13 protein-coding genes and 2 tRNA genes are annotated in these 12,572 nt (G+C 54.2%); 5 read left to right on the top strand and 10 right to left on the bottom strand.

What is annotated here, in order from left to right:
* Positions 1-39: 39 nt before the first annotated feature.
* The 5 genes from aat to WBJ47_RS09885 form a co-directional block, all read right to left on the bottom strand.
* Positions 40-795, bottom strand: coding sequence for a leucyl/phenylalanyl-tRNA--protein transferase (aat, locus tag WBJ47_RS09905; protein WP_422243951.1), 756 nt, complete (start codon positions 793-795; stop codon positions 40-42).
* A gap of 33 nt (positions 796-828) precedes the next feature.
* Positions 829-1,407 carry an NUDIX hydrolase gene (locus WBJ47_RS09900; protein WP_422243950.1) on the bottom strand — a complete coding sequence of 193 codons (579 nt, stop codon included), beginning with the start codon at positions 1,405-1,407 and terminating at the stop codon, positions 829-831.
* A complete protein-coding gene (locus WBJ47_RS09895) occupies positions 1,404-2,087 on the bottom strand; it encodes a DUF2946 family protein (protein WP_422243949.1) in 684 nt (227 codons plus the stop codon). The genes WBJ47_RS09900 and WBJ47_RS09895 overlap by 4 nt, the downstream gene beginning before the upstream one ends.
* The gene (locus WBJ47_RS09890) at positions 2,068-3,342 is read right to left on the bottom strand and encodes an MFS transporter (RefSeq protein ID WP_422243948.1); all 1,275 of its coding nucleotides are present in this window, start codon (positions 3,340-3,342) and stop codon (positions 2,068-2,070) included. The genes WBJ47_RS09895 and WBJ47_RS09890 overlap by 20 nt, the downstream gene beginning before the upstream one ends.
* A 50-nt stretch (positions 3,343-3,392) precedes the next feature.
* A tRNA-Cys gene (locus WBJ47_RS09885) sits at positions 3,393-3,466 on the bottom strand.
* 155 nt (positions 3,467-3,621) lie between these two features.
* On the opposite strand from WBJ47_RS09885, the gene WBJ47_RS09880 reads away from it, so the two are divergent.
* Entirely contained in the window at positions 3,622-4,605 is a 984-nt protein-coding gene (locus WBJ47_RS09880) for a Bug family tripartite tricarboxylate transporter substrate binding protein (RefSeq protein WP_422243947.1), read from the top strand.
* Positions 4,606-4,667: 62 nt separating this feature from the next.
* Here the strand turns inward: WBJ47_RS09880 and WBJ47_RS09875 are convergent.
* A tRNA-Gly gene (locus WBJ47_RS09875) sits at positions 4,668-4,743 on the bottom strand.
* 64 nt (positions 4,744-4,807) lie between these two features.
* Between WBJ47_RS09875 and murB the strand changes: the two genes are divergently transcribed.
* Positions 4,808-5,902, top strand: coding sequence for a UDP-N-acetylmuramate dehydrogenase (gene murB / locus WBJ47_RS09870; protein ID WP_422243946.1), 1,095 nt, complete (start codon positions 4,808-4,810; stop codon positions 5,900-5,902).
* A 1-nt stretch (position 5,903) separates the two neighbouring features.
* Here the strand turns inward: murB and dapB are convergent, their stop codons facing one another.
* Both dapB and WBJ47_RS09860 read right to left on the bottom strand, forming a co-directional pair.
* Positions 5,904-6,695, bottom strand: coding sequence for a 4-hydroxy-tetrahydrodipicolinate reductase (gene dapB / locus WBJ47_RS09865; protein ID WP_422243965.1), 792 nt, complete (start codon positions 6,693-6,695; stop codon positions 5,904-5,906).
* Between the two features lie 23 nt (positions 6,696-6,718).
* Positions 6,719-7,297: an outer membrane protein assembly factor BamE gene (locus WBJ47_RS09860; RefSeq protein ID WP_422243945.1), complete on the bottom strand. Its 579-nt coding sequence runs from the start codon at positions 7,295-7,297 to the stop codon at positions 6,719-6,721.
* An 88-nt stretch (positions 7,298-7,385) separates the two neighbouring features.
* Between WBJ47_RS09860 and fur the strand changes: the two genes are divergently transcribed.
* Complete coding sequence (fur, locus tag WBJ47_RS09855) at positions 7,386-7,805, top strand: ferric iron uptake transcriptional regulator (RefSeq protein ID WP_422243944.1); 420 nt, start codon at positions 7,386-7,388, stop codon at positions 7,803-7,805.
* Positions 7,806-7,829: 24 nt separating this feature from the next.
* Here fur and recN read toward each other — a convergent pair whose 3' ends face one another.
* Together recN and WBJ47_RS09845 are read right to left on the bottom strand one after the other, a co-directional pair.
* Entirely contained in the window at positions 7,830-9,473 is a 1,644-nt protein-coding gene (gene recN / locus WBJ47_RS09850) for a DNA repair protein RecN (protein WP_422243943.1), read from the bottom strand.
* A 3-nt stretch (positions 9,474-9,476) separates the two neighbouring features.
* Positions 9,477-10,376 carry an NAD kinase gene (locus WBJ47_RS09845; protein ID WP_422243942.1) on the bottom strand — a complete coding sequence of 300 codons (900 nt, stop codon included), beginning with the start codon at positions 10,374-10,376 and terminating at the stop codon, positions 9,477-9,479.
* 63 nt (positions 10,377-10,439) lie between these two features.
* On the opposite strand from WBJ47_RS09845, the gene hrcA reads away from it, so the two are divergent.
* Together hrcA and hemH are read left to right on the top strand one after the other, a co-directional pair.
* Positions 10,440-11,459, top strand: a complete 1,020-nt coding sequence (gene hrcA, locus WBJ47_RS09840; RefSeq protein ID WP_422243964.1) for a heat-inducible transcriptional repressor HrcA — start codon at positions 10,440-10,442, stop codon at positions 11,457-11,459.
* Position 11,460: 1 nt separating this feature from the next.
* Positions 11,461-12,528: a ferrochelatase gene (gene hemH / locus WBJ47_RS09835; protein WP_424585354.1), complete on the top strand. Its 1,068-nt coding sequence runs from the start codon at positions 11,461-11,463 to the stop codon at positions 12,526-12,528.
* The last annotated feature ends 44 nt before the right edge of the window (positions 12,529-12,572 follow it).

Below are 12,572 nucleotides of genomic sequence, written 5' to 3'. Positions count from 1 at the left end.
GTTAAAGGCAGAAACTCATGCTGTTGAGAATAGTACAAATCAAGGGGTTGCGGACAGGGGATGCCATTGTCCCTGTAGGTCTAAACGACCGGGACGCCAAGTCAGGTCTGGCTGCGTCACTCGGGATTCTATGTGCGCAATAAAGTCCGCTCTGGGTACGACTGCAGCCCCAAGCGAGGCAAGATGAGCTGTTTTCATTTGACAGTCAATCCATTCAACACCATTCCGTTTTAAAAAGGCGACCAAATGCGCAAAGGCGATTTTGGAGGCATCATCCGCGCGACTAAACATCGACTCGCCGAAAAACATCTGGCCGAGATTGACGCCATATAAGCCGCCAACGAGCTCTCCGTTTAGCCAGGTTTCAATGCTGTGCGCTTGACCAAGCAGATGCCAGGCTTCATAAGCCAGCCTCATTTCTTGCGTAATCCAAGTGCCAGGTTGTCCGTTTTGTGAGGAACGCGCGCAGGCGCGGATCACTGAACTGAAGGCGGTGTCGACGGTGACGACAATAGAAAAATCTCCGCACGCTTGCGCACGGGTGATTTGACGTAAACGCTTTTTGAGTGAGTGTGAGAGATGAAGATCATCACACTTTAAAACCATGCGAGGATCTGGCGACCACCAAAGTGGAGGTTCGTGCTCAGAGAACCAAGGGAAAATGCCCTGAGAGTAGGCCGCACGCAAACGCGCAATGGAGAGGTCAGCACCTGCGGCCACAAGACCTGGAGGGTCTGTCAACGCCTGCGTGACAGGCGGAAAAGGGGTATCGAGGTCAAGCCAGGTCAGATTCACAATAGCGCCTGAGTCCTCAACTGCGCGGCTTGGCTAGCGATTAAGCGCGAGCGAATAATGATGCATCTCAAAATGACCGTGGGAACGATCACGAATGTAGTGTTTGAGAGAAGTGGAAACAGAGCGAAACGCCAAGTTATCCCAGGGGATTTCGTCCAGGCCAAACCAGCGAGCCTCGAGTGTCTCAGGACCCGGGTCAAGTTCGGGGCCTAAGGCCTCAGCTAAAAAGTACACATGCACTTGATCCACCTGAGGGATATCGATTGCGGTGTACAACTTTCCAAGCGCGATCTTAACGCCTGCTTCTTCTTGGGTTTCGCGCTCGGCCCCTTGGGACATACTCTCGTTGAGCTCCATAAAACCAGCAGGGAGCGTCCAGGTGTTGGCGCGCGGTTCGATGGCCCTGAGGCACAAGAGAACTTTGTCTCCCCACACAGGAAGGGTCCCAACCACTAGACGCGGATTTTGATAATGGACCGCACCGCAATTCTCACAAACATCGCGCTTGCGATTGTCACCCTCGAGTAAACGATTGGTGTTGAGGGTGCCGCATTGACTGCAGAACTTTTGTTCGCGAGGGGCGGGAAAGTAAAAGCTTGGATCGTGGCTCATGACACTATTTTACGACCAAGGGAGGGAGAATTGACAGCTGCAGGGCCAGGGTTAGGGATAAAGTGCAAGGCTTGGGCGATCTCGGCTGCCTTTAAAAAACGCAAGGGGGCGGCTTGGCTGAGCGCTGGGTATCGCTTCAGGGGATCTGACAGTGTGTGCGTCAAGGCAGGCTGCTCTGACCCTCCGGACTGTGGCGTCTCGCTCAATTCAAACGCTTCGAACAAATCAAACAAAGTGAGCCCCTCTGCGCTTCGCAAGACCTCTGCCAACACCTGCAGATCACGGTCGTCAATGCGTGCCGGACCGCAATCGGTTTTTGCGTAAAGTTGCCCCGTTTCATCGCAATACCAATGAAAGACGTGTTGGAGCGTTTTTCCGTGATGTGTCGTGAGCGTCTGATGGTTTGGATCGACATGCACAATGAGAGGTGCCGCATCCAGGCGCACAAACACGCGCTGCGGACCATTTTGAAAAAACCAGGCACCATCGGGTTGATCAGCATAATTGCGATCCATAAACCCCAGGATTTGAGTGTTGCTGATGCCTTGTCCAAGTCCCCCTGCTTGCGCATCACCTAGAGGATGAAGTTTCCATTCGCCTCGCGGAGTCAAAGAAAGCCACCCATAAACAGCCGGCACATCTGGCCAGCGTTTGACAGCGTCAAGTACCGATTGATCCATGAGGTTTTCTCGCTAGAAACCAGAACATGCTGATGAATTGCAAGATCACTAGGCCGCCCATTGCTCCAGTGAGCGCTTGTGAGGGGCCGTAACCAAAAGCAATAAACAGGTCTGTTAACAATCCAAACCCCCATTGCACCGCAAAGGAACCCACAAAAACCATCAGGTTATAGGTGGTCAGAATGCGACCAGCGATGTGCTTGGGAAAAGCGAGCGCGACCTGGGTTTGCAGCAAAAACATCGCGGGCACCATCAGTGACAGGATCAGCCAGACAATCCAAGAAAGTGCGCCTTGCCAGAAAACAATCACTGCAAAGCACAGTGGAATCCAAATTAATGCGCATAGCGACTGTGTTGCAAGTGCGACGCCACGCTTGATGAGCCAAGGACTAATCGTGCCCATCAAAATATAAGCAAGCAAAATCATGGCATTCAGGTACAGCAGGGTCTGGCTCGCCTGGTCGGGCGTCATGCCCAACACGCCCGTAAACCAAGGGCCCGCCCACAGCGTTTGTAAGGCACCAAAGCCGCCGACGATAAAGATGGTGGGCGGAATCGCCTGCACCATGAGCGGATGCTTGCAAAGTGTCAGAAAGCCTCCTTCGCGGTGATGCGCTGCAGCAGGCGGTGTTTGTTGCCGATCTAAATCACCTGCAAACAAGAAAATTGCCAGAGCACTGAACACCAGCAAAATCGCGATCAGACCAAACGAATGCCGCCAGCCGATCCACTCTGCCAAGGCCAAAGCAGGTTGACTGGCCATCAGCGCCCCCGATGTGCCGGCAATCAGCATATACATGACCAGACGGGGCTGTTGCTCCGCTGAAAAGCAGCGACGAAAGTAGGAGTAGGCTGCCATCAGGCAGGCCGAGACACCAACGCCAATCATCATGCGGCCAACCGAGAGCAGCCATAGGGCTTCGCTGGTTGCCATCAAGACCGCACCCGCGGCAGCCACCAACAGCAGGGCAGACTCCGTGCGCCGGGCACCATGACGATCCAGCCAAATACCCACCGGGATTTGCACAGCACTAAAAGCCAAAAAGTACGCAGAGGTAAGCCAGCCAAGTTCACCAGGCGAAAGCTGCAGATCCTCTGCTAAAAGTGGGGCAATCGCTGCGTTGACGGATCGCAAGACATAGGAGAGAAAGTACCCGCAGGCAAAAACAAGGATGATCCTAAACGCCACAAAACCAGTAGGAGTCTGGTGCAGGTCTTTTGAAAGGGGGGGCGATTGGAGTGATGAGTTTTTCATGTGGCGCTTGTCTGAGGGCTCTTCGCCGCGCACTAGGGCTTGCTGTGTGTTGGAGGCGCAACCCGGAATCGAACCGAGCTACACGGATTTGCAATCCGCTGCATAACCACTCTGCCATTGCGCCAACACGAAGCTTTACGCAGGCGCAGATCATACTACAAAAGCGGTTTTTAATAGATGCTAGTACAAACTATACTCTCGCCTAAGCCTGTCGCGAGGGGACTGCCTTGAGCAATACCTGTGCAACGGTTCAATTGATCAACAAATCTGGAGACATCCATGAAAACAATCATTAAGCGTCGGATACTGATGCAAGTAGGTGCATGTGCCTTAGCCTTGTCCGCAACCGGCGCCTATGCGCAGACCGATTGGCCGACTAAACCTGTGACCCTGGTGGTTCCCTTCCCAGCAGGTGGTGGCACGGATGCCTTTGCGCGCCCCATGGCCGCTGTGTTGAGCAAGTCGCTTGGCAAACAAATTGTCATCGACAATCGCGGTGGTGCGGGCGGCAACCTTGGCGCGGGTATTGCCGCTAAGGCTGCACCAGATGGTTACACCCTATTTATGGGGGCCGTGCACCATTCAATCGCGCCCTCCATGTACCCCAAGCTTGACTATGATCTCCAAAAAGATTTCGTGCCGATCGCACTCGTCGCACGCGTCCCACAGGTACTGGTCGTCAATCCTCAAAAGGTTCCAGGCGACTTCAAGGCCTTTATGAACCAAGTGAATGCCAACCCTGGCAAGATGAATTACGGCTCGGCGGGTAGCGGCACTTCTCACCACTTGGCAGGTGAGTTGTTCAAAATTCAGACCAACACCAACATCGCCCACATTCCCTATCGTGGCGCAGGCCCGGCTTTGCAGGGTTTGATGGCAGGTGATGTCGATATGATGTTTGACGGTTTGGGTTCTTCGTCTGCCCACATCAAGTCTGGCCGAATCAAGCCTTTGATGGTAGCAGGCGCTTCACGTAACCCAGCGATTCCTGATGTTCCCAGTGCAGCCGAACTCGGTCTGCCTGACTACACCGTGAGTACTTGGTACGCGATCTGGGCACCAAAGGGCACACCGCCCGCTGTTCAGGCCAAGCTGATTGACGAAATCAAAAAGCTGTCAAAAGACGACACGATTGTTAAGGTTTGGGCAACAAATGGCGCTGAGTTCCCTGATCTGACGGGTGCGCAGTTTGGGAAGTTTGTTGATGGCGAGATTAAGCTCTGGGCGGATGTCGTCAAAAAATCTGGTGCCAAGCTTGACTAAGCAGTACACCAAAGAAAAAAGCCTGACGCAATTAAATTGTGTCAGGCTTTTTTTGCCGAATTTGGAGCGGGAGACGAGGCTCGAACTCGCGACCTCAACCTTGGCAAGGTTGCGCTCTACCAACTGAGCTACTCCCGCTTGGTCTTCACAAAAAACGTTGTTTCGTGCGAAGACCAAAACTATATCATAACTACCCACCTACATGTCAAATCCAACCCAAAATTATTCTGATTTTGACAATTCGCTGCAGACTGTATCGCTCGATCGACTCAATACGCTCGGGTTGGCGTGTCGGGCCAAGCGCGTCTTGACGCTGACCTCTCTGTCCCAGCTTGCGCAGATCACTGCACTTTATCGCGACCATCACGACCTGTTCGTGCTGGGCGGCGGGAGTAATGTGGTCTTGCCTGCAGAGCTGAATCGTGTGGTGGTGCAAGTGGCACTCAAGGGAATTGCACTGGTCGAGGCATACGCGCCCGGTCAGGATGAGGCCTATCGTATTGATGTCGCCGCCGGTGAAGGTTGGCACCATTGGGTGGAGACCGCAACAAAAAACGGTTGGCTGGGTCTCGAAAACTTGGCACTCATTCCGGGCACCGTTGGCGCCTCACCTGTTCAAAATATTGGTGCGTATGGCGTTGAGGTGCAGGAGCGCATCGAGTCTGTCACGGCTTGGCATATTCCGGAGGGACGCCTGATCACGCTGTCCAGAGCTGAGTGTGCTTTTGCTTACCGAGACAGCATTTTTAAGCGTGCTGTCCCTGGCACCTGGTTGATCGTGTCTGTGAGATTTTTGTTGCCCAAGCGCTGGGCACCCGTGCTGACCTACCCAGATTTGCAAAAGCATCCAGGGCTTGCCTCTATAAATTCTGAAGACGTGACCGCGCGACAAGTGATGGATGCCGTATGTGACATTCGGCGCACCAAACTACCGGATCCTGCCATTTTAGGAAATGCAGGAAGCTTTTTTAAAAATCCAATTGTTTCGGCGGCTGTATATGCGTCACTCAAGCAAAAATTTGCCGATTTGGTGGCCTATGCTCAGCCGGACGGCAGTTTTAAACTTGCTGCAGGGTGGATGATTGAACGTGCAGGCTGGAAAGGTAGACGCCAAGGAGCGGTCGGCGTGCATGACCGTCAAGCCTTGGTGTTGGTGAACTACGGGGGGGCACAAGACGCAGAGCTCTTGAGACTGGCCCAAGACGTTCGCTCAGCAGTTCGCGCCCAATTTGGGGTTGAGCTTGAAATTGAGCCTGTCGTGGTGTCTGACGCGGCTGCAGTGACAATGCTGGGCTAGATCAGAGACCCAGCACGGTTTGCATATCGAACAAGCCCTGATGTTTGCCCTCTAGAAATCTGGCTGCACGGAGACTGCCTTCTGCATAGCCGGCACGGCTGCTTGAGCGGTGAGAAATTTCGATACGTTCGCCCGTGCCACAGAAAAACACCGTGTGATCACCGACGATATCCCCGCCGCGTACGACGGAAAAACCGATTTCACCCGTTTTGCGTGCACCAGTGTGTCCGTGGCGTGTCCAAGTTGCAATGTCATCGAGGGGTTTGCCCCAGGCCTCTGCAATCGTTTCACCCATTTTGAGGGCTGTGCCGGAGGGAGCATCCACCTTGTGGCGGTGATGGGCTTCAAAGACCTCAACGTCATAGCCAGAGTTCAGGATACGTGCCGCCATATCGAGCAATTTGAGCGTGGCGTTGACGCCTACGCTCATATTCGGGGCAAATACAATTCCAATACTCTCAGCTGCTTTGGTGATTGCAGCTTTGCCAGCTTCGTCAAAACCTGTTGTACCAATCACCATGTTGACGCCATGCTCCACGCAGGCCGCTAAGTGCTGCAGTGAACCCTCGGGCCGAGTGAAGTCAATCAGGCAATCAGCCCCTTTGATCGCAGCCAGCTGATCAGTGATCAGCACGCCGCTTGGTTGGCCAAGAAACGCACACGCATCTTGCCCCAACATTGGCGCACCAGCGATATCGAGGGCAACGGTCAGTTGCAGGTCATTCGACTGAGTGACCGCTTCGATGAGCATACGGCCCATGCGACCGCTCGCTCCAGCAATTGCAATTCTCATCATGAACTCTTTTGTAACGGTGTTTACTGCAATGGCGCAGGCGCGTCTTCGGGAGCACCCGGAATCGCGGCGGGGTCAGAGACCGACGTGTCTCCGATGGTCTGTCCTAAGCTCAGGCCAGGTGCCATTTCGATCGGTGCGCCGATGCCGGAGTCGTTTGCCTGACGCTCTCTAAATAAAGCGTCCTGCGCGGCTTCGCGCTTGGAGATACCGACTTCGTCGCGAGCAATTTGAAAGGGCTGCAATTCAGGCTGCTCATCACCTTTCCAGCTGGTGAGTTGTCCACCGTCAAACAGCACGGTGAACACGCGATCTTCGACCTTGCCGTTGCCTGCACGGTAATAGTAGGGATAGTCCCAGCGGTTGGCATGCAGCGCGCTGCTCAGCGTTGGTGTGCCTAACGCAAAGCGAACTTGCTCACGTGTCATCCCGGGGCGCAGCAGCGCCACCTGATCTTTTGTGATCCAGTTGCCTTGTTGGACGCCAGACTTGTAAGGGAAACCCCACTGGCTGGAGGAGCAGCCAGAAAGTGCAGTCATACCGACCGCCAGGGCAAGCAAAGCCAAGCCAGTGCGCAAAGGAGAGGTGTATTGACGGAGCATGAACACTGCGAACCTCTGATGGGAAAAGGACTAAAGACGTTATCATAAAGCTTTACAGAGCCGAAGTCTTTACCCTACAGGACAATCCGTGGATCTCGAAAACGATCAAAGTGATTTAAAAAACGTTGGCTTAAAGGCGACGTTTCCGCGCTTAAAGATTTTGGACATTTTTCGTAAGTCAGATGATCGCCACTTAAGCGCAGAGGATGTATATCGCTTTCTCATTGCTGAAAATATCGATATTGGTTTGGCAACGGTTTACAGAGTGCTGACTCAGTTTGAGCAAGCCGGTATCCTGTCCAGGAGTCAGTTTGACGGTGGTAAATCGATTTTTGAGCTCAATGATGGTGATCACCACGATCATTTGATCTGTACCCATTGCGGTTCAGTGACCGAATTCAATGACGATGAGATCGAAAAGCGTCAGCAAAAAATCGCACGAGACAACGGTTTTACCCTGGAAAGTCATGCCATGGTTTTATATGGTGTGTGTAAAAGCTGTCACTAAAGAAAGCTGACCTGCTGCTAGCGCTCAGGACTCCAGCAGCTCTTGGGCATGTTTGAGCGTAGTCGGAGTGATTTTGATGCCGCCGAGCATTCTGGCGACCTCTTCGATCCGTGCCTGAACATCAAGTTTTGCAATCGACGACTCGGTCACGCCCTTTGTCTGTTGCTTGCTGACTTGAAAATGCTGCTGGCCCCGAGCCGCCACTTGAGGGAGGTGGGTGACGCAAAGCACTTGATGGCGCAACCCCAGCTCGCGTAGCAGATTGCCGACTACTTCGGCCACAGCACCGCCAATTCCACTGTCGACTTCATCAAATATCAGGGTAGGCACCCGTGCGGCACGGCTCGCAATCACCGAAAGCGCCAGCGAAATGCGGGCCAGCTCACCGCCTGAGGCCACTTTGGCCAAGGGTTTTGGGGTCGTTCCTGCATGTCCAGCGACTAAGAATTCCACGACATCTTGACCCTGCGCCGAGGCGGGACCTTCAGCAAGCGCTACGCTGAACTGCCCCCCCTCCATCGCCAAGGTTTGCATGGCCTTGGACACTTGTTTCGACAGGTCAATAGCCGCCTTACGTCGGGCTGTCGTCAGCGCACGGGCATGGGTTTGATATTCGGCTTTGAGTGCGGCGGCCGTGGCACGAAGCGTTTCAATATCCGCAGAGGCACTCAGGGCTTCTTGTTCGCTGCGCAAGGCCGCATGAAGTGTGTAAAGCTGTTCGGGCTCGGTTTTGAATTTGCGAGCAAGATCGAAAATATTGCGCATCCGTTCGTCGACGATCGCGAGCCTTTCGGGATCCAGCTCTACACGTGACAAATAAGCATTGAGGTCGGAAACCGCCTCGCTGACTGAAATACGTGCGGACTCAAGCGATTCGTGTACGGCTTGCAACGCAGGATCATGTCTCAGGAGTTGAGTGATTTTCTGAAGTGCCGCCACGATCTGGTGATGCGCCGAGTCCTCATTTTCATCTAGGCATCCGAGCGCGAGGGCTGCACCGTCAAGCAGCGATTGAGCGTTTGCCAGTCGCGTTTGCTCGGCAGACACCTCTTCCCATTCTGTCGCACCGAGTGACAGGCGATCGAGTTCGCCGAGCTGCCATTCCAGTTTTTCCCTGGCGGCATTCAGGGCATTGGCATCTTGTTCGGAAAGTGTGAGCTGACGTTCGATTTTCCTTAAGGCCTTCCAAGCGAGTGAGACTTGTTGGCGCAGCGCCTGGTGTCCACCGTGCGCATCCACCATGTCGCGCTGACTTTCGGTGCGCAACAGGCTCTGATGGGCATGCTGGCCATGAATGTCCACTAGGTACTCGCCGACTTCGCGCAGCTGTGCAATCGTCACGGCTGAGCCGTTGATGTATGCGCGGCTGCGACCTTGAGCATCGACTACTCGGCGCAACACCAGCTCGCCCTCTCCGCTCAGGTCATGCTCAGTAAGCCACAGAGAGAGCTCTGGGGGAACGTCAAACACTGCACTGATTTCAGCACGCGCCGCACCACTTCTTAAAACCGAAGAGTCGGCGCGCTCTCCTAAGGTAAGAGCCAGAGCGTCGATCAGAATGGATTTCCCTGCACCGGTTTCGCCTGAAAAAACTGTAAATCCCGACTCAAAATTGATTTCTGCTTCGGTCACGATCACAAAGTCGCGAATATGGAGTGCGCGTAGCATCCTTTATTCCCCGTCGTTACCGGACTGCGGCAGCCGATTCCAGTCGAGTTTGCGGCGCAAAGTGGAAAAAAAGCTGTAGCCGGTTGGGTGCAGGAAGCGAATGGTGTGTGGTGCGCGCTGCACAACAATACGATCACCGGAAGTCAGATCTGACCAAGTCTGCATGTCAAAGTGCACGCTGGCACCAAGCTCGACGCGACTCATGGCGCTGAGGGTCATGTTGAGCACGCTGTCGGCGGGGATGACGATGGGACGGTTAGAGAGTGTTTGGGGGGCGACAGGCACCAAGAGCATCGCACTGACTGAGGGGTGCAGAATGGGGCCGGCCGCTGAAAGGGCGTAGGCGGTCGAGCCCGTCGGCGTGGCAACAATCAATCCATCGGCTCGCTGTGTATACATGAAGGCGTTGTTGACCTCAACGCGCACCTCGATCATGCCGCCGCGACCCGCGCGGTTCAGTACGACATCATTGAGTGCGGTCGCAGCGTACATCTGCTCTTGGCCGCGCCAGACTGTGGCGCTCAGCAGCATGCGCTCCTCGGTGTCAAAGCGACCCTGTAGCAGGTCGGTCAACGCGGCATTCGCATCATGCACAGGAATATCTGTAATGAAGCCCAGGCGACCGTGGTTGATACCCACGACCGGAACGGCAAAAGGGGCCAGGTGCCGAGCGGCGCCAAGCATCGTGCCATCGCCGCCCATCACAATCGCGAGGTCTGCGCGTTGACCGATTTCGGAAAAGTCGGCGGCTGGGTATTCTGAGACGCCTGTATGGCGTGCCGTTTCGGCTTCGATCAGGACCTGACGGCCGGCTTGGGTCAGCTGGGTGGCAAGCGCGCGCAGCGGAGCATGCAAGCCCGAGTCTTGGTAACGGCCCACTAATGCGATGATGGGAAAATGCATGCAAAGCTCAATCGACGAAAAACTATTCGATTATAGAGGTGGGGAAGGTAAAATAGGGCGATGATGGATGATCGTGCGCGCTCCCTGCTTAAAGCATTAATCGAAAGGTACATTGACGACGGTCAGCCCGTCGGATCCCGTACGCTCTCAAAATTGTTCGACTTGTCACCTGCAACTATTCGCAACGTGATGGCGGATCTCGAAGAATTCGGGTTGATTCACAGCCCGCACACCTCAGCCGGACGCGTGCCGACTCCCAAAGGGTATCGCTTGTTTGTCGACACAATGTTGACAGCCAAACCTTTTGAGCTGGCTTCGACTTCCAATGTGCGGGATTTACAGTCAGCCTCCGACCCTTCGCGCGCGGTCAACGCCGCGGCTTCAATGCTGTCGAGCTTGACGCAGTTTGCCGGGGTCGTCTTATCCCCTAAACGCGCTCAGGTTTTTCGCCAAATCGAGTTCATTCGGCTCTCGGAAAAGCGTATTCTTCTCATCATTGTGACGCCGGACGGGGACGTGCAAAACCGGATTTTGCTGACCCCCCGAGATTACAGCAGCACCGCACTTATCGAAGCCGCCAATTTTTTCAATCACAACTTTGCGGGCAAGTCTTTCTCCGAGGTCAGACAGACACTCGCAAAGGATCTCGCCCGCCTCCAAGAGGACACATCCCGCCTCATGCAAGCTGCCGTCGAGGCAGGGGCTGAGGCAGCCGATGAGGTTGAAACGATGGTGATTTCTGGCGAGCGCAGGCTTCTGGATGTCAATGAACTCGCCTCTGATATGGACCGATTGCGCAAGACCTTCTCGATGTTTGAGAAAAAAACCGATCTCTTGCAGTTGCTCGAGGTGTCCAGTCGCGCGCAAGGTGTGCAAATTTACATCGGTGGCGATTCTGATCTGGTGCCAACGGAGGATCTGTCCGTGATCACCGCTCCCTACAGTATCGACGGTCATGTCATCGGGACGCTGGGTGTCATTGGTCCGACGCGGATGGCCTACGAGCGCGTCATTCCTATTGTCGACATTACGGCGCGTTTACTTTCAAATGCGCTGAGCCACAACTCTTCTGAGCGTTCTTAATATGCGATTTTGGTCCGAACCCAAGCGTGCAAGCGCACCTGCCACGCGTTTTATGCCTTGGCCCAAGCCCTTCACCCAGGCCAGAGTCGGGGTGTTGCTGGTGAACCTAGGGACGCCGGATGCGCCCACCGCCCCGGCCATTAAACGATATCTGCGCGAGTTTTTATCTGACCCGCGCGTCATCGAGATCCCCAAGTTTTTGTGGTGGCCCATATTGAATGGCCCAATATTGTTGGCGCGGCCACGCAAGCTTGCGCCGCGCTATCAGAGCATTTGGATGGAAGAGGGTTCACCGCTCTTGGTCTATACACAACGTCAGACAGAGGGTTTGCGTAAAGTTTTTGCTGAGCGCGGTCTGGAGGTCGAGGTGGAGACGGGCATGCGTTATGGCAACCCTTCGATTAAAAGTGCCATGATGTCTTTACGTGAGCGTGGTTGCGAAAATATCCTGGTGGTGCCTCTTTACCCTCAGTACGCTTCCAGCACAACCGCCACGGTGGTAGACGCTGTGACACAAGTTGCGGCCAGATTGCGTGATCAACCTGCAATGCGCTTTATCAAGCGTTTTCATACCCATCCCTCTTTTATCAAGCCCTTAAGCGACAAAATCGCTGCTTTGTGGGCGGCACACGGCCGTCCACAAAAGCTTGTCATGAGTTTTCACGGCTTGCCGCAACAATGCGTCAACATGGGAGATCCCTATTGCAAGGATTCTTATGAAACGGCTCGCGCCCTCGCTTTACATCTTGGTTTGACTGATGATCAGTATTTAGTGACATTTCAGAGTCGTTTTGGGCCGGCCAAGTGGCTGGAGCCCTATACAGAGCCTACGGTTGAACGTCTCGCCAAAGAGGGTGTAACGGAGATTGATGTGGTGTGCCCGGGCTTTTTGGCAGACTGTCTTGAGACACTCGAGGAAATCTCGATTGAGGTTGGTGACACGTTTAAGCATGCCGGCGGCAAGCAATTTCGTTATATCTCGGCCTTAAATGATGATCCGGCTTGGATTCGCGCACTGGCTGACATGGTCGAGGAGCATCTTCAGGGTTGGCCGATTCGCTCTGAATAAAGTCGCTGAAACCCGACAAATTATTTTGTATTTTCTCTTGAATC

This window comes from Zwartia sp., assembly GCF_049655405.1.
Classification (GTDB): Bacteria; Pseudomonadota; Gammaproteobacteria; order Burkholderiales; family Burkholderiaceae_B; genus Zwartia.
This window is presented reverse-complemented; position numbering and strand designations above follow the sequence as displayed.

Excerpts from the sequence above, each read along its gene's own strand:
- WBJ47_RS09900 (WP_422243950.1), bottom strand. The coding sequence starts at position 1,407 with ATGAGCCACGATCCAAGCTTTTACTTTCCCGCCCCTCGCGAACAAAAG.
- WBJ47_RS09895 (WP_422243949.1), bottom strand. The coding sequence starts at position 2,087 with ATGGATCAATCGGTACTTGACGCTGTCAAACGCTGGCCAGATGTGCCG.
- WBJ47_RS09890 (WP_422243948.1), bottom strand. The coding sequence starts at position 3,342 with ATGAAAAACTCATCACTCCAATCGCCCCCCCTTTCAAAAGACCTGCAC.
- WBJ47_RS09880 (WP_422243947.1), top strand. The coding sequence starts at position 3,622 with ATGAAAACAATCATTAAGCGTCGGATACTGATGCAAGTAGGTGCATGT.
- murB (WP_422243946.1), top strand. The coding sequence starts at position 4,808 with ATGTCAAATCCAACCCAAAATTATTCTGATTTTGACAATTCGCTGCAG.
- dapB (WP_422243965.1), bottom strand. The coding sequence starts at position 6,695 with ATGAGAATTGCAATTGCTGGAGCGAGCGGTCGCATGGGCCGTATGCTC.
- WBJ47_RS09860 (WP_422243945.1), bottom strand. The coding sequence starts at position 7,297 with ATGCTCCGTCAATACACCTCTCCTTTGCGCACTGGCTTGGCTTTGCTT.
- recN (WP_422243943.1), bottom strand. The coding sequence starts at position 9,473 with ATGCTACGCGCACTCCATATTCGCGACTTTGTGATCGTGACCGAAGCA.
- WBJ47_RS09845 (WP_422243942.1), bottom strand. The coding sequence starts at position 10,376 with ATGCATTTTCCCATCATCGCATTAGTGGGCCGTTACCAAGACTCGGGC.
- hrcA (WP_422243964.1), top strand. The coding sequence starts at position 10,440 with ATGGATGATCGTGCGCGCTCCCTGCTTAAAGCATTAATCGAAAGGTAC.
- hemH (WP_424585354.1), top strand. The coding sequence starts at position 11,461 with ATGCGATTTTGGTCCGAACCCAAGCGTGCAAGCGCACCTGCCACGCGT.